Genomic DNA, 15,832 nt, shown 5'->3' on the forward strand with positions numbered 1-15,832 from the left:
GGTCAGAAGAATTCGGCGAAGGGTGTTGCGTGCGTGAGAATCTCACGACACGCTTGTTTGCGTGACCGCCCGGGAACTCATGGTGACCGTCCGGGACGCTGACTCGGGCACGGAGCACGCAGACCGCGGGAGGAACCCGTGAACACCACACCAACCGACCTGACCACCGCCACCGCGACCGCGACCGACGCGACGAAGGGCGGCGACCAGGCCTCGGGCGTCGGCATGCCCGGGTGGGTGTGGGCCCTCCCGGGCGGCCCGGGATGCGCGCGCCACGCGCGCCGCGTCCTCGGCGACGCGCTCGCCTCGCTGGGCGTCCCGTGCGAGGTGATCGCCGACGCCCAGCTCATGGTGAGCGAGCTCGCCACGAACGCGCACCAGCACGCCGGCGAGCACGGCCCGCACGAGCTGTGGCTCTACATGGGCGACGGGACGGCGGGCGAGGTGCGGTGCGCCGTCTTCGACGGGTTCGCCGACGTCGGCCTGCCCGTGTACTCCTGGACGTCCGGCGACTGCGGGCGCGGGCTCAGCATCGTCCAGGAGCTGTCCGGCGGATGCTGGGGCCTGCGGCGCACGCTGTCGCGGCTCGGGCCGTCCGTCCGCGGGAAGGCCGTCTGGTTCGCCCTCCCCGGAACCGCCGGACTCGGCCGCCGCTAGCCCGCCGCGTGCTCCTGGCCGGGCTTCTCCGGGTCGCTCCTTTCCCGGGCGGGCTTCTCCAGGGCGGGGGCGATGTCGCTCACCAGGGCGAGCAGTGACCGGGTGAGGAGCGTGTGCACCTGATCGCGGTCGAGGGTCTTCTCCTGGAGCCACTGGCGCGTCGCCGCGTCCGCCAGCCCGGAGTAGACGCGCAGGACGGCCCGCAGCGTCTCGGTCGGCTCCGGCACCCCCAGGACGGCCAGCATGTGCTCGACCGTCTCGTCCCGGAACCGGTTCACGATCTTCAACAGCTCCGGGTCCTGCCCGAACCCCTCGGCGTCCAGGGCGGCGAACCAGGTCGTCGCGTTCCGCTCGGCCGCGTCGAGGAACAGGTTCACGCACAGCTCGACCGCCTCGGGGAGCGTCAGCCTCTCGTCCGCGGGCGGAGCCTGCATCGCCGCCGCGGCCGTCAACCCCTGGACGACTTTGAGGAACAGCTCCCGCTTCGTCCCGAAGTAGTAGTGGATCAGGCCGCGCTGCACGCCGGTCTCCCGCGCGATGGCGGCCGTGGACACCTCGGCGTAGGGCAGTTCGGTGAACATCCTCCGTGCCACGCCCAGGATCTGGGCTCGCCGTTCGTCCGGGGACAGACGCTGGTAACTCACCGCGACAGCCTATTCTGTGCGGGCGGCCGGTGCTGTGCGAGCAGGGCTTGCGGGTGACGTGAGGGGAGCGCGCGTGGACGCTTTCAGAGGGGACGTGCGCCTGGAGGGTGAACGCCTCGTCCTGCGCCCGTTCGGCCTGGACGACGCGCCCGCGCTGATCGACGTGATCCGTTCCGGAGAGGACTTCCTGCCGCCCAACTTCCCGGACGCCCTGGAGGCCGAGCCCCTCGCCTGGTTCCTGCGGGAGGGCGTCCACAAGGTCCAGCGGTTCGGCCTGGGAATCCATCTGGCGGTGACGGATCGCGATAGGGGCGTCCTGCGAGGCACCATCGGGCTGTTCAGGGTGAACTGGTCGCATCTGACGTCCGAGGTCGGCTACGGGATGCGGCCGAGCGCGCGCGGGCGCGGCTACGCGACCGAGGCCCTCTCCCTGGTCTCCGACTGGGCGTTGCGCCACTGCGGGCTCTTCCGCGTCGAGCTGCGCGCCATGGTCACGAACCACGCCTCGATCCGCGTCGCCCAGAAGGCCGGCTACCGGCGCGAGGGCATCGCGCGCGGCGCGGAACGCGACACGGACGGCGTCAGCCGGGACATGGTCGTCTTCAGCCGCATCGCGACCGATCCGTCTCCGGACGGCGCGCCGCAGCGGCCCCCGGACGATGCCTCGGAGAAGCTCGTCGTCGCCGACGACGTGGAGGGAAGGCCCCGGTGACCGCTGTGGAGAAGACGCTCGTGATGTACGGCGAAGGGGTGCGCGAGGCCGCCCGCCGGATGCTGCCGAAGCTGCCGGACGAACGTTTCGTCCCGATCGAGGGGGAACGCCTGCGCGAGGTGGTCAAGGAGGGGATCGTCCAGATCATCATGGTCGCCCGTATGGAGGAGCAGGCCGCTTTCCTGGGCGGCGCGTCCGGTCTTCTGGAATCGATCACGCTGGACATGGACTGCGGGACGGCGATGGCGGGAAAGGTGGCCGAGGCCCCGGCGGTCCGGGACGTCTACGACCTGTGGGAGCACGCCGGCAAGCTCGGCCCGTGCGGGCGGGAGCTGTGCCGCAGGACCGCCGGTGAGCTGGAGCGCCGCGCCGCCGACATGGCGGGCGCGCCGGACGTCCAGGTCGCCGCCCAGGTGGTCCTGCTGGACGCCAAGGGGGAGAGCATGGTCGGCATGTACGGGCGAATGGCTCGGTAGCGATGCTGACGGTCGTCGGCCGTGACGGGTCTCCGCTGTGCGAAGCGGCCAGGCTGGCCTTGGAGAGCGCTTCGCTGGTGGTGGGTGAGCCTCGCCTGCTGAAGGACCTGCCGCTGGCGGCGGGCGCGCGGAAGGTCACTACCGAGGACGTCGTCGGCGCCTTGCGGGGCGTCGACGTCGCCGAACAGGACGTCGTCCTCGTCGTGGACGGCGACCCCGGCTACTTCGGGATCGTCCGGGAACTGCTCGACCAGGGCCACGCGCCCGAGACCTTCCCTGCGACGCCGCTGGTCGCGAGGGCCTTCGCCCAGGCGGGCCTGCCCTGGGAGGACGCGTTGGTCGTCTCCGCCAAGGACGGTCATCTCAGGCGGGCCGTCAACGCGTGCCGCGCCCATCCGAAGGTCGCGGTCCTGACCGAGCCGGGTGCGGGCCCGGCCGAGCTTGCGCGCGCTCTGTTCCCGGTCACTCCGCGGTCGTTCGTGGTCTGCGAGGACTTGGGCGGGCCGGGGGAGAGGGTGGTCTACGTCCGTCCGGCCGAGGCGACCACCCGTCCCTGGAACGACCCCCAGGTCGTGCTCGTCCTGGACAACCGCCACGCGCTCGGCCGATCGGGCTGGCTTTCGGGAGCGGCGCCCATGGCGGGGCCCATGGCGGCGGGGTGGGCGCTGCCCGCGGAGGCCTTCGGCGAGGGACCGGGCCCGCCTCCGGAAGTCCGCGCCTTCGTCCTGGCCAAGCTGGGCCCCCGCATCGGCGACATGGTGTGGGACGTCGAGTCCGGCGACGGCTCGGTGGGCATCGAGTGCGCGCGCTTCGGCGCGGCCGTCGTCGCCGTCGACCGCGACTACGCGGCGTGCGAGCGGGTGCGGGAGAACGTCCGCCTGCACGGCGTCAAGGTCGCGATGGCCTCCGGCGACATCCGGTTCACCGCCGGCCACCTTCCCCAGCCCGACGCGGTGTTCGTCGGCCCCGGCTTCCCCGGACGGAGCGGACAGGAGGCCCTCCGCGCCTGCACGGCCCTCGGACCCTCCCGGGTCGTCGCCGTGACCGCGGCGGACGATGCCCAGGCCATACTGGACATACTGGACGAGCAGGGCTTCACCGGCGACGCCGTCCGGCTCCAGGGCGTCCCGCCGACCCCGCGGGACGAGCCGGGAGAGCCCGTGACCGTCGTCTGGGGCGAGCGCGGCGCCCCGGCCCCCGCCTGGCGGCCGTCACGGAAGAACCGCCCGATCGAGACCATCCCCGCCCCACCGGAGTAGCCGAGGAGCGCCGTTGACCGTCCGTCAGCCCCACCCGATCGAGGTGCGCTCGTATGAGATCCTGCGGTCCCGCGTCGACCTCTCCCCGATGCCGCCGCTGTGGCGGGCCGTGGCCGAGCGGGTGATCCACGCCACCGCCGACCTGGAGTACGCGGTGGACCTGGTGACCCTGGAGGAGTTCCTCGTCCAGGGCTGGGCCGCGCTGCGCGACGGGACGCCGATCGTCACCGACGAGGGGATGGTCGCCGCCGGAATCAGCGCCCGCGAGACGGTCTGCCACGCCGCCGACCCCGCCGCCGCGCGGATGGCCCGCGCCGCCGGCATCACCCGGTCGGCCGCGGCCGTCCGGCTCTCCTACTCCGAGGTCGGGCCCGGCGCGGTCTGGGCGGTCGGCTCCGCGCCCGAGGCGCTCTCGGAGATCGTCGCCCGCCGGGTGAGCCCGGCCCTGGTCATCGGCGTGCCGGTCGGCTTCGTCGGCGCCCGCGAGGCCAAGGAGGCGCTGCGCGCCAGCGGGCTCCCGCAGCTCAGCAACGTCTCGGAGAAGGGCGGGTCCGTCGTCGCGGCGGCCGCCGTCAACGCGCTCCTGTACTACGAGGCGGACCGCCCGTGACCGGCGACGTGGATCTCCGCCACCACGGGGACGCGGAGGTCGGCGGCGGGCTCGCGGACTTCGCCGTGAACGTCCGGACGGGCACGCCCCCGGAGTGGCTGGCCGCGCGGATCCGGGCGTCGATCGGCGACCTCGCCGCCTACCCCGACCCGCGTCCGGCCCGCCGGGCGGTCGCGCGGCGGCACGGCAGGTCGGCCGAGGAGGTGCTCCTCACCGCTGGTGCCGCGGAGGCGTTCGTCCTGCTCGCGCGGGTGCTGGCGCCGCGGCGGGCGGTCGTGGTGCACCCGCAGTTCACCGAGCCCGAGGCCGCGCTGCGGGCCGCCGGGCACGAGGTGGAGCGGGTGATCCTCGGCAAGGACTTCACCCTCGACCCGGCGCCTCCTTCTGGGGGGACGACCCCCCAGACCCCCCGGCAAGAACTCTTGGTCCCGGAAGACGCCGACCTCGTCATCATCGGTAACCCGACCAATCCGACCTCCGTGCTGCACCCGGCGGACGCCGTCAGCGCACTCGCCAGGCCCGGACGGACCGTCGTGGTGGACGAGGCCTTCATGGACTGCGTCCCGGGCGAGCCGGAGAGCCTCGCCACGTGCCTGCCCCCGGGCATCGTGGTCATCCGGTCCCTGACCAAGACATGGGGCCTCGCCGGGCTGCGCGCAGGCTACGTCCTGGCCGATCCCTACCTGATCGGACGGCTCGCCGAGGCGCAACCGCTCTGGGCCGTGTCCACACCGGCGCTCGTCGCCATCGAGGCGTGCTCCACACCGGAGGCCGTCGCGGAGGCCGAGACGTGGGCCGTCCAACTCGGCGTCGAACGCGACCGGCTCGCCGCGGAGTTGTCGGCAAGGGGCCTGTACGTCGTCCCGGAGGCCCGTGCGTCGTTCCTCTGCCTGCGCGTGCCGGACGCGCTCGGTATCAGGGCCTTGCTGCGGCAACGCGGCTACGCCGTCCGGCGCGGGGACACGTTCCCCGGCCTCGGCCCGGACTGGCTGCGCATCGCCGTGCGCGACCGTCCGTCCAACGACCGGCTGCTGGAGGTGCTCGGTGAGCTGGGCATCTGACTCTGAAGGGACGCCATGAGCCTCATCGAGGAGACGATCGCCTCCATCGCGCCGCCGAACGAGGCGGCCATGCGGGACGCCCGCGACCACCAGGCCCGGCTCACCAAGCCGCCCGGGTCGCTCGGCGTCCTGGAAGAGGTGTCGGTCAGGCTGGCCGGGCTGGCCGGGCAGTGCCCGCCGCCGCTGCCCGAGCCCGCCGCGGTCGCCGTGTTCGCCGCCGACCACGGCGTGCACGCCCAGGGCGTCACACCGTGGCCGCAGGAGGTCACGGCGCAGATGGTCGCCAACTTCCTGGCCGGCGGCGCCGTCGTCAACGCGTTCGCCGCCCAGGTCGGCGCCGGCGTCACGGTGGTCGACGTCGGGGTGGCCGCCGAGATGGACGACGCCCCCGGCCTGCTCGCGCGCAAGATCGCGCACGGCACCGCCGACATGACGCTCGGGCCCGCGATGACCGCCGCCGAGGCCCGGCGGGCCGTGGAGACGGGCATCGAGGTGGCGCGCGACCTCGTCGCGGACGGGGCGCGCTGCCTGGTCGCCGGCGACATGGGCATCGCGAACACGACCGCGTCCGCCGCGCTGATCGCCGCCTTCACCGGGCTGCCGCCCGAGCGGGTCACGGGCCGGGGGACCGGCATCGACGACGCCACCCACGCGCACAAGGTCGAGGTGGTCCGGACGGCCCTCGACCGGCACGGCCTCCTCGGCGGGGACGGCCTGCTCGGCGAGCCGGGCGCCGATCCCTTGCACGTCCTCGCGGCGGTGGGCGGGCTGGAGCACGCCGCGATCGCCGGGTTCGTCCTCGGCGCGGCGGCGCTGCGCGTCCCCGTCATCCTGGACGGGGTGATCTCCGGGGCCGCCGCCATGGCCGCCGCCGCGCTGTGCCGCGACGCCCTCGGCGCATGCGTCGCGGGGCACCGCTCCGCCGAGCCCGGCCACGCCGCGGCGGTCGGCGCGCTCGGCCTGCGGCCGCTGGTCGACCTGGAGCTCCGGCTGGGCGAGGGGACCGGCGCGCTGCTGGCGTTGCCGCTGGTCCAGGGGGCCGTGCGGGTCCTGCACGAGGTCGCCACCTTCGACTCCGCCGGGGTGAGCGAGAAGGACGCCTGAGCGCCGTCACGGCGTGATCACGGAATGAGTCACGCTCGGCTATCGACTGGGCGGAGCCCCTCTCCATGGACTCCCCAACCCGAGTACCTTTGTTCCACAAAGACACCTGTCCGCCACCCGCGTCCGAGAGATCCGCCACGTGCCCCCGTACCTGCTAGGCCTGCGACTCGGCGGGCGACGCGTCCTCGTCGTCGGCGGGGGCCGGGTCGCCCAGCGCCGCGTGCCCGCCCTGCTGGACGCCGGCGCCGACGTCGTGCTGGTCTCGCCGGAGGTCACCGCCACCCTGGAGGGCCTCGCCGACCGCGGGCGCATCACCTGGCACCGGCGGCCCTACCGGCGCGGCGACTGCCGGGGCGCCTGGCTGGTGCAGGCCGTCACCGACGACGCCAAGGTCAACGGGGACGTGGTGGCCGAGGCCGACGGGGCGCGGATCTGGTCCGTCCGGGCCGACGACGCCGAGTCGTCCCCGGCCTGGACGCCCGCCAGCGGGCACGCGGGCGACGCGACCGTCGGGGTCCTGCTCGGCGGCGACCCCCGGCGCGCCGCCGGGATCCGGGACGCCGTGGTGACCGGCCTCCGCGACGGGGCGCTGGAATCCCGGCACTCCCGGCGCAAGCCCGCCGGCGTCGCGCTCGTCGGCGGCGGTCCCGGCGACCCGGGGCTGATCACGGTGCGCGGGCGGCAGCTGCTCGCGATGGCCGACGTGGTCGTCACCGACCGGCTCGCCCCCGGCGGGCTGCTGGACGAGCTCGCCGCCGACGTCGAGGTGATCGACGCCGCCAAGATCCCCTACGGCCGCACGGTCACCCAGGACCGCATCAACGAGTACCTGGTGGAGAACGCCCGGCAGGGCCGCTTCGTGGTCCGGCTCAAGGGCGGCGACCCGTTCGTGTTCGGGCGGGGCGGCGAGGAGGCCCTGCACTGCGCCCGCCACGGCGTGCCCGTGACGGTCGTCCCCGGCATCACCAGCGCGGTCGCCGTGCCGGCCGCCGCCGGCATCCCGGTCACCCACCGGGGGGTCGCGCAGGAGTTCCACGTCGTCTCCGCGCACGTCCCGCCGGGACACCCCGACTCGACCGTCGACTGGGAGGCGCTGGGCCGCGCGGAGGGCACGATCGTGCTGCTCATGGCGGTGGAGCGGATGGGGCAGATCGCATCGGCCCTCATGCGCTATGGTCGGTCGTCCGGCACGCCGGTCGCCGTGGTACAGGACGGTACCCTTCCCGGCCAGCGGACGCTGACGGCGACGCTCGGCACGGTGGCCGCCGAGATGGCCGCCGGTGATGTCCGGCCCCCGGCGATCGTGGTCGTGGGCGACGTGGTGAACGTGGCACGAGAGATCGACGTGATTCGAGCGGACATGGGACGGGATCCGTGACACCCCCGGCAGAGCAGAGCACGGTCCACGACGAGGAGGCCGGCGCCGGCCGGGGACGCGGGGTCGAGGAGCCCGCCCCCGGCGGGACCGCGGCGTCCGGAGACGGCACCGACGCGTCCGAGCAGGGCACCCCCGACCCGGGAGGCGGGAAGACGGCGAGGAGAGAGCGAAGGTCCAGGAAGGGCACGGCCGGGAAAGGTGCTGTGCCCCCGGAGGCCGTGCCCGAGGAAGCGGTATCTCCAGAAGCGGTGTCTCCGGAGGACGGCGCGTCCGAGCCCGCGGAGAAGGACGTCGAGCCCGCCGCGCCCAGGCGCGGCCGGCGGCGCGCGCCGAGAGCCGGCGACACGGTCCGGCAGGGCGAGCTGACCCGGGCCCTGGCCGTGCTGCGCGATCAGCTCGGCGCGTTCGAGTTCCTGCTGGACGCCCCCGGCGTCGAGGAGGCCCGCGAGGCCCGCGACGAGCTGCGCGCACAGCTCGACGACTACGTCCTGCCCCGCATCCAGGCCGCCGGCGCCCCCATGCTGGTGGTGCTCGGCGGGTCCACGGGCGCGGGCAAGTCGACCCTGGTCAACACGCTCGTCGGCGCCCGCGTGAGCGCCACCGGCGTGCTGCGCCCCACCACCAGCAGCCCGATCCTCGTCTGCCACCCCGACCACGTGCAGTGGTTCATGGAGGGACCGATGCTGCCGGGGATGGGACGGATCCGGGGCCCCGCACCCGACGCCATCGCGGGTGACCAATTGGTCATCATCGCCAGCGACGTGCTGCCGCCCGGCCTCGCGCTGCTCGACAGCCCCGACTTCGACTCCGTCTTCGAGGACCACTACGAGTTCGCGACCAAGCTGATGGCCGCGGCCGACCTGTGGCTGTGCGTCACCACCGCCGCCCGCTACGCCGACGCGCAGGTCTGGCAGATGCTCCAGCGCGCCAAGGAGAACGGCGCGACGATCGGCGTCGTCCTCTCCCGCGTCCCGCAGGGCGCCGGCGCCGGCGGCGGCGAGATCGTCGAGCACTTCGCCGAGATGCTCGACCGGCACGAGGTCGGCGACGCGCGCCGCTTCACCGTCCCGGAGACGCGGATCGAGGACAGCCGCCTCCCCGAGGAGGCCGTCGAGGACATCCGCGCCTGGCTGACCGGCGTCGCCGAGGACGCCGAGGACCGCGAGATCGTCATCAGCGACACCCTCGCCGCCGTCCTGGACAGCTTCCGCACCCGCGTTCCCGAGGTCGCCCGGCAGGTCGAGGCCCAGGTCGAGCAGCGCACCGAGCTGGCCCGGGAGGTCGAGGCCGGATACGGCACCGCGCTCGCCGAGCTCGACGAGGCCACCCGCAACGGCTCGCTGCTGCGCGGCGAGGTGCTGGCCCGCTGGCAGGAGTTCGCCGGCACCGGCGACCTGCTGAAATCCCTGCACGTGCAGCGGTCCCGGCGCGGCCGCGCCGCGAGCCGGCGCCGCCGCAGCAGCCCCACCCGGGTGCGCGCGCTCAAGGCGGCGCTGCGCAGCGGGCTCGAATCGCTCATCATGGCGTCCGCCGAGCACGGCGCCGAGGAGGTGCTCGCCCGCTGGCGCGCCCACCCGGCCGGCGAGCAGATCCTCGCCGGGGTGGACGCCGACCTCGGGCACGTCTCCCCCGAACTGTCGCGGCGCGTCACCCGCGCCGTGAGCTCCTGGCAGGACCACGTCCAGGAGCTGATCCGCACCGAGGGCGTCACCAAGCGCTCGGTCGCCAAGCTGGTGTCGTTCGACACCGAGGCGGTCTCGCTCGTCCTGATGATCGGCCTGCTCGGCTACGGGACGTCCGACGTGGCCGTGGAGGGCGGCAACAGCGCCGTCCCGCAGCGGCTGCTGAAGGCCCTGTTCGGCGCCGAGTCCCTGCGCGGCATGGGCGCCAAGGCCCGCGCCGACCTGCGCAGCCGCATCGGGATGCTGTTCGACGAGGAGGCCATCCGCTTCGGGCAGGTGCTCGACTCCGCCGGCATCCCCGACGAGACCGTCCCCGTCCAGCTGTACCAGGCCACCTACAACCTTGAGGTTGCCCGATGACCACCTCGGCAATCCCCGCGAACTCGCCGGCGGGTACCGGCGGGTATCCGACCCTCGGCCCGTCCGGGCCCGGCGCCCCCGCCGACCCGGCCGGCCCGCCGGGGCTCGTCGAGCGGCTCGACGGCCTCGACCGGCTCGTCCGGGCGGGTCTCGGACGGCTCGACCAGCCCGTCCTCGACGACGCCGACGCGCTGCTGGAGCGGGCCGGGCAGCGGCTGCGGCTCTCCGGCGAGCACACCGTCGTCACCCTCGCGGGCGGCACCGGAAGCGGCAAGTCCTCCCTGTTCAACGCCATCTGCGGGCTGGAGCTCTCACCGACCGGGATGCGCCGCCCGATGACGTCGAAGGCCCACGCGTGCGTCTGGGGCCTCGACGGCGCCGGCCCGCTGCTCGACTGGCTCGACGTCGACAAGCGGCACCGGTACGCCCGCGCCAGCGCCCTCGACCTGGAGCGCGCCGACGCCGGCCTGCAGGGCCTCGTCCTCATCGACCTGCCCGACCACGACTCCATCCAGGCGATGCACCGCGCCGAGGTCGACCGGTTCGTCACGATCGCCGACCTGCTCGTCTGGGTGGTCGACCCGCAGAAGTACGCGGACGCGGCGCTGCACCGCAACTACATCGTGCCGTTCGCCCGGCACACCGGCGTGACGCTGATCGTCCTCAACCAGGTCGACCGGCTCGCCCCGCACGAGATCGACGACTGCGTCGCCGACCTGCGCCGCCTCCTGGAGGCCGAGGGCCTCGCCGACCCGCGGATCGTGACCACCGCCGCGGTCGCCGAGGACGGCGTGCACGGCTTCCGGGACGTCCTCGTCGACACCGTCGCCGCCCGCCGCGCCCGCACCGAGCGGCTGTCGGCCGACGTCGACCGCGTCGCCGAGCGCTTCACCGGCTACCGGCTCGACGCCGAGCCGCCGACCACGGTCGACGACGGCCGCCGGGCCGAGCTGATCCAGGCCCTCACCGACGCGGCCGGCGCGCCCGCCGTCGCCGAGGCCATGGAGAGCGCCTACGAGCTGCGCGCGTCCGACTTCATCGGCTGGCCCGTCACCGCGATCATCACCCGGCTGCGGTCGGACCCGCTGCGCCGGATGCGGCTCACCGAGCTGCGCGAGGAGCTGCGCAACGCCTTCACCGGCCCGATCGGCGCCCAGCAGGGGGACGTGGACAACGCGCTCCAGAACGTCACCGAGGGCGTGGCCGCCGAGCTCCCGCCGCACTGGGGGCGCTCGGTCCGCACGGCCGCCCGCTCCCACTCCACCGAGATCCCGGAGGCGCTCGGCGAGTCGCTGAAGGAGGCCCTGCCCACGTTCAACGTGGTGCCGCGCTGGTGGTGGCTGGTCAAGACCTGGCAGTACTTCCTGGTCCTGGTCGCCGCCCTCAGCGTCGTGTGGATCGGCTTCCTCGTCGCGTACGGGCTGCTCGGCGCGGGCGGCGAGGACCCCGACGGCCTCGTCGGGCAGGCGGGCCTGATCCCGTACGTGCTGATCCTGGTCCTGTGCACGCTCGGGATGGGGTGGCTCACCGCGTCCGCCTGCCGCAACATGGTCGCGCTGTCGTCCGCCAAGCACGGCGAGAAGATGGAGCACCACATGCGCCAGGGCATCGAGCGCGTCGCGCACGAGAAGGTGATCGAGCCCATCGAGGACGAGCTGGAGATCTACGCCCGGTTCCGCAAGGACGTGGACGTCGCCCTCGGCTGAGTCGGGTTATCCACAGGTTCGCGTTCTTCGCCGCCGCCCCGCCCGTCCGCGCCACCGTTGTCCCGTACGCGAGACAACGGAGGACGCGATGAACGAGGCGCACGTCACCATCACCGGCTGGGTCGCGGCGGAGCCCCGCTACGCCGTGACGGCCAACGGGCATGCCTTCCTGTCGTTGAGGGTCGGGTGCACGCCCCGGCGCTTCGACCGGCAGACCGGTCAGTGGCAGGACGACGAGGCGCTGTACGTGACCGTCAACTGCTGGCGGCACCTCGCCGACAACGTCAACGCGTCCGAGCTGAAGCGCGGCACGCCCGTGCTGGTCAGCGGACGCCTGCGGATCCGCCAGTACGAGCGGGACGACCAGTGGCGCTTCTCCGCCGAGGTCGAGGCCATGACGCTCGGCCCCGACCTGAGCCGGGGCACGGTCGACTTCCGCCCGGCCCAGCGCAGCGGCTCCCTCACCGACGAGGACCGGCAACTCGCCCGGGAGGCGGCCGACCAGTGGGCGCTGGGCGGCCCCGCCGAGGACGAGGAGGCCGAGCCCAAGGCGGCCTGACCCGCAGGGGAGCGCGGCCGGCGGGCGGTTCACCGTCGGTCTGCGCCCCCCGTACCACCGGGGGTTCTTGCGGCCTGGTCAGATCCAGGAAACGCCGCGCATGGTGGTATCCCCCTCAGGATGTGCCGGGCGGCCGGGCGGCCGCCGGCATGTGCGTTCCCGAACCTACCTGTTTCACGCCCCTTCCGCACACGTTGCAACTATCGTGTTACACAACGTGATGCGCGTAAGGGGGAAGGATGACGGCAGTGCAGTCGTCCGCCGAGGACCGTGGTGGGGAGCTGGCCCGCAGGCCCAGACGGCGGGCGCGACCGGGGCGCCGGGCCGTGCTCGTGGTCTACGTGCCGGTGGTCGTCGCCGTCCATCTGGGGCTCACCGTCGCGGGGCTGCTCGAGACCCCGTACCGGGGCGACGACGCGGCGACGTTCGCCGCCCTGCTGGCGTGCGGGGCGGTGTGCATCGAGGCGACACGCCGTCTCGGGATGCCCGCCGGCGTCGCCCGCGACCTGCTGTCCGCCTGGTGGCTGCCGGTCGCCCTGCTGCTGCCCCCGGTCTACGCGCTGCTGATCCCCGTTCCGCTCCAGGCGCTGCTGCAGTTCCGCGTGCGCCGAACGCTGATCTACCGGCGCGCCCTCGTCGCCGCCGCGCTCGGCATCGCCGGGGCGTGCGCGTCCATGGTGTTCCACCTGATGGAGCCCGAGCCGCTGGAGGGCGTGCCGCACTGGGTCGTCGAGGCCTGCCCGGGCATCCCGGCCGCCGTCGGCTGCGCGGCCCTGTTCACGGTGGTCAACGCCGCGATCGTCGCCGTCGCCGCCCACGCCGCGAACCCCGAGGGCCGCTGGCGCGACGTCCTGTGGACCCGCGAGAGCCTCCTGCTGGACGTGGTGGAGCTCTGCGTGGGCATCCTCGTGGCCATCACCAGCGCGCTCTCGCTGGGCCTGCTCTTCCTGGCCCTGCCCCCGGTGATGCTGCTCCAGCGCAGCCTGATGCACCAGCAGCTCCAGGCCGCCGCGCGCACCGACGCCAAGACGGGCCTGCTGAACGCCGCCGCCTGGCAGCGCGAGGCCGACACCGAGCTCTCGCGGGCCCAGCGCACCCACGACGCCGTGGCCCTCCTGCTGATCGACATCGACCACTTCAAGCGCGTCAACGACACCCACGGCCACCTGATCGGCGACCAGGTCCTCGTGGGCGTGGCCAGCACCCTCTGCCACCAGCTGCGCGACTACGACGTGGTGGGCCGGTTCGGCGGCGAGGAGTTCGTCGTCCTCCTCCCGGGCGCCGACACCGTGGAGGCCTGCCGCGTGGCCGAACGCCTCCGCGGCCGCGTCCGCCGCCTGGCCGTCCCCGCGGAGGAGGGCACGGTCACGGTCACGGTCTCCGTGGGCGTCTCCCTCTTCCGCACCCACGGCCAGGACCTCCTGGAACTCCTGGCAGCAGCCGACCTGGCCCTCTACCGAGCCAAGTCCTCCGGCCGAGACAGGGTCTGCCTCCCCGCAGTAGACACAGACCCCCAAGCCACAGAAACCTAACCACGTCGACACACGCCGCTGGCCAGACCGCGATCCACCACCTCGCTACAGCTCCCGCCGGTATTGCCGTAGTGCTGCCCGTTCGCCCGTGGGATCGCGCGCCTGAGCGGAGAACATGGTGCCGCGCCGTGAGATGGCCACCCGTAGACGAAGGACACACGACGGCGGAGGCGACTTTGGTGATCGCGTCCGAAGGCAGGTTCGAGCTTGCGAGAACCTGATCGCGCAGCGAGCCGCAAGGCGAGTCGGAGCGATGCCGGCGATCGCACGCAGTGCCCGACGATGGAGGGCCGCCAGGCCCGAAGGAGGAGGGAACTGCAATGAACACAGCAGGGCCGCCAGGCCCAAAGGAGGGGGGAAGTGCAATAAACACCCCCTAGTCTTGGGGGATGGCCGAGTACATCTACACGATGCAGCGTGTGCGCAAGGCACATGGCGACAAGGTCGTCCTGGACGACGTCACCCTGCATTTCCTTCCGGGCGCGAAGATCGGCGTCCTGGGGCCGAACGGCACCGGTAAGTCGACGCTGCTGCGCATGATGGCCGGTCTGGAGCAGCCTTCCAACGGCGACGCGCGTCTGATGCCGGGGTACACGGTCGGCATGTTGCAGCAGGAGCCGCCGCTGAACGAGGAGAAGACCGTCCTCGGGAACGTGGAGGAGGGTGTCGCCGAGACCAAGGCGACGCTCGAACGGTTCAACGAGATCACCGAGAAGCTGGCGACGGACTACTCCGACGAGCTGATGGAGGAGATGGGCAAGCTCCAGACGGAGCTCGACCACCGCAACGCGTGGGATCTGGACAGCCAGCTGGAGCAGGCGATGGACGCGCTGCGCTGCCCGCCGGGGGACGCCGACGTGAAGACGCTCTCGGGTGGTGAGCGCCGGCGGGTCGCGCTGTGCAAGCTGCTGCTGGAGGCGCCCGACCTGCTGCTGCTGGACGAGCCGACCAACCACCTGGACGCCGAGAGCGTGCAGTGGCTGGAGCAGTTCCTCGCCAAGTACGAGGGCACCGTCCTCGCCGTCACCCACGACCGGTACTTCCTCGACAACGTGGCGACCTGGATCCTGGAGCTGGACCGGGGCCGCTGCTACCCGTACGAGGGCAACTACTCCGTCTACCTGGAGAAGAAGGCGGAGCGGCTCAAGGTCGAGGGCAACAAGGACGCCAAGCGCAAGAAGCGGCTCCAGGACGAGCTGGAGTGGGTCCGGTCGAATCCGAAGGCGCGGCAGACGAAGAGCAAGGCGCGTCTGGAGCGGTACGAGGAGATGGCCGCCGAGGCCGCGAAGTACCGCAAGCTGGACTTCGAGGAGATCCAGATCCCGCCGGGTCCGCGGCTGGGCAACACGGTGATCGTCGCGAACAAGCTGACGAAGGGCTTCGGCGACCGGGTCCTGATGGACGACCTGTCGTTCAACCTGCCGCCGAACGGCATCGTCGGCGTCATCGGTCCGAACGGCGTCGGCAAGACCACGCTCTTCCGCATGATCGTCGGGGAGGAGCAGCCGGACGCCGGCGAGCTGCGGGTCGGGGAGACCGTGAAGGTCTCCTACGTCGACCAGAGCCGGGGCGGAATCGACCCGAAGAAGACGGTGTGGGAGGTCGTCTCGGACGGCCTGGACCACATCAACGTCGGGCAGGTCGAGATGCCGTCCCGCGCGTACGTTGCGGCGTTCGGGTTCAAGGGGCCCGACCAGCAGAAGCCGTCGGGCGTGCTGTCCGGTGGTGAGCGCAACCGCCTCAACCTGGCGCTGACGCTGAAGCTGGGCGGGAACGTCCTGCTGCTGGACGAGCCGACCAACGACCTGGACACCGAGACCCTGTCCAGCCTGGAGAACGCCCTCCTGGAGTTCCCCGGCTGCGCCGTGATCACCTCGCACGACCGGTGGTTCCTGGACCGCATCGCCACGCACATCCTCGCGTGGGAAGAGGGCTCGAACTGGTTCTGGTTCGAGGGCAACTTCGCCGACTACGAGAAGAACAAGATCGAGCGGCTGGGCGCCGACGCCGCCCGCCCGCACCGGGTGACGCACCGCAAGCTCACCCGCTGATCCGCGTTCCGGCCGGCCGCGCGCGGCCGGCCGGGCATGCG

14 protein-coding genes are annotated in these 15,832 nt (G+C 73.1%); 13 read left to right on the top strand and 1 reads right to left on the bottom strand.

The features are described 5' to 3' along the window. Nucleotides 1-138: 138 nt before the first annotated feature. A complete protein-coding gene (locus tag ABGB11_RS12450) occupies nt 139-657 on the top strand; it encodes an ATP-binding protein (protein ID WP_347632042.1) in 519 nt (172 codons plus the stop codon). Here the strand turns inward: ABGB11_RS12450 and ABGB11_RS12455 are convergent. Further along, nucleotides 654-1,301: a helix-turn-helix domain-containing protein gene (locus ABGB11_RS12455; RefSeq protein ID WP_347632044.1), complete on the bottom strand. Its 648-nt coding sequence runs from the start codon at nt 1,299-1,301 to the stop codon at nt 654-656. The genes ABGB11_RS12450 and ABGB11_RS12455 overlap by 4 nt on opposite strands. A 73-nt stretch (nt 1,302-1,374) precedes the next feature. Here ABGB11_RS12455 and ABGB11_RS12460 point away from each other — a divergent pair, with 73 nt between their 5' ends. The 12 genes from ABGB11_RS12460 to ettA all read left to right on the top strand — a co-directional run bounded on the left by ABGB11_RS12460 (nt 1,375) and on the right by ettA (nt 15,791). Next, a complete protein-coding gene (locus ABGB11_RS12460; protein ID WP_347632046.1) occupies nt 1,375-2,013 on the top strand; it encodes a GNAT family N-acetyltransferase in 639 nt (212 codons plus the stop codon). Continuing rightward, nucleotides 2,010-2,489 (top strand): hypothetical protein, encoded by a 480-nt coding sequence (locus ABGB11_RS12465; protein WP_347632048.1) that lies wholly within the window; start codon nt 2,010-2,012, stop codon nt 2,487-2,489. The genes ABGB11_RS12460 and ABGB11_RS12465 overlap by 4 nt, the downstream gene beginning before the upstream one ends. A gap of 2 nt (nt 2,490-2,491) precedes the next feature. Next, entirely contained in the window at nt 2,492-3,748 is a 1,257-nt protein-coding gene (locus ABGB11_RS12470; RefSeq protein ID WP_347632050.1) for an SAM-dependent methyltransferase, read from the top strand. Nucleotides 3,749-3,761: 13 nt separating this feature from the next. After that, a complete protein-coding gene (locus ABGB11_RS12475; protein WP_347632052.1) occupies nt 3,762-4,358 on the top strand; it encodes a precorrin-8X methylmutase in 597 nt (198 codons plus the stop codon). Then, nucleotides 4,355-5,419, top strand: a complete 1,065-nt coding sequence (gene cobC, locus ABGB11_RS12480) for an Rv2231c family pyridoxal phosphate-dependent protein CobC (protein WP_347632054.1) — start codon at nt 4,355-4,357, stop codon at nt 5,417-5,419. The genes ABGB11_RS12475 and cobC overlap by 4 nt, the downstream gene beginning before the upstream one ends. A gap of 15 nt (nt 5,420-5,434) precedes the next feature. Then, a complete protein-coding gene (gene cobT / locus ABGB11_RS12485) occupies nt 5,435-6,523 on the top strand; it encodes a nicotinate-nucleotide--dimethylbenzimidazole phosphoribosyltransferase (RefSeq protein ID WP_347632056.1) in 1,089 nt (362 codons plus the stop codon). 139 nt (nt 6,524-6,662) lie between these two features. Then, nucleotides 6,663-7,901, top strand: a complete 1,239-nt coding sequence (gene cobA / locus ABGB11_RS12490; protein ID WP_347632058.1) for a uroporphyrinogen-III C-methyltransferase — start codon at nt 6,663-6,665, stop codon at nt 7,899-7,901. Continuing rightward, nucleotides 7,898-9,943 (top strand): AAA family ATPase, encoded by a 2,046-nt coding sequence (locus tag ABGB11_RS12495; protein ID WP_347632060.1) that lies wholly within the window; start codon nt 7,898-7,900, stop codon nt 9,941-9,943. Before cobA ends, ABGB11_RS12495 begins: the two co-directional genes overlap by 4 nt. Beyond that, complete coding sequence (locus tag ABGB11_RS12500) at nt 9,940-11,649, top strand: ABC transporter (protein ID WP_347632062.1); 1,710 nt, start codon at nt 9,940-9,942, stop codon at nt 11,647-11,649. Before ABGB11_RS12495 ends, ABGB11_RS12500 begins: the two co-directional genes overlap by 4 nt. A gap of 88 nt (nt 11,650-11,737) precedes the next feature. Continuing rightward, entirely contained in the window at nt 11,738-12,208 is a 471-nt protein-coding gene (locus ABGB11_RS12505; RefSeq protein ID WP_347632063.1) for a single-stranded DNA-binding protein, read from the top strand. A gap of 239 nt (nt 12,209-12,447) precedes the next feature. Then, entirely contained in the window at nt 12,448-13,740 is a 1,293-nt protein-coding gene (locus ABGB11_RS12510; RefSeq protein ID WP_347632065.1) for a GGDEF domain-containing protein, read from the top strand. Nucleotides 13,741-14,129: 389 nt separating this feature from the next. Beyond that, a complete protein-coding gene (ettA, locus tag ABGB11_RS12515) occupies nt 14,130-15,791 on the top strand; it encodes an energy-dependent translational throttle protein EttA (protein WP_347632067.1) in 1,662 nt (553 codons plus the stop codon). Nucleotides 15,792-15,832: the final 41 nt, after the last annotated feature.

Origin of the sequence: Actinomadura sp. B10D3 (assembly GCF_039871695.1) — a bacterium.
GTDB classification, from domain to species: Bacteria; Actinomycetota; Actinomycetes; order Streptosporangiales; family Streptosporangiaceae; genus Spirillospora; species Spirillospora madurae.

Bases quoted from the DNA above. Each gene is read 5' to 3' on its own strand.
- ABGB11_RS12470 (WP_347632050.1), top strand. From the start codon at position 2,492: ATGCTGACGGTCGTCGGCCGTGACGGGTCTCCGCTGTGCGAAGCGGCC.
- cobT (WP_347632056.1), top strand. From the start codon at position 5,435: ATGAGCCTCATCGAGGAGACGATCGCCTCCATCGCGCCGCCGAACGAG.
- ABGB11_RS12500 (WP_347632062.1), top strand. From the start codon at position 9,940: ATGACCACCTCGGCAATCCCCGCGAACTCGCCGGCGGGTACCGGCGGG.
- ABGB11_RS12505 (WP_347632063.1), top strand. From the start codon at position 11,738: ATGAACGAGGCGCACGTCACCATCACCGGCTGGGTCGCGGCGGAGCCC.
- ABGB11_RS12510 (WP_347632065.1), top strand. From the start codon at position 12,448: ATGACGGCAGTGCAGTCGTCCGCCGAGGACCGTGGTGGGGAGCTGGCC.
- ettA (WP_347632067.1), top strand. From the start codon at position 14,130: ATGGCCGAGTACATCTACACGATGCAGCGTGTGCGCAAGGCACATGGC.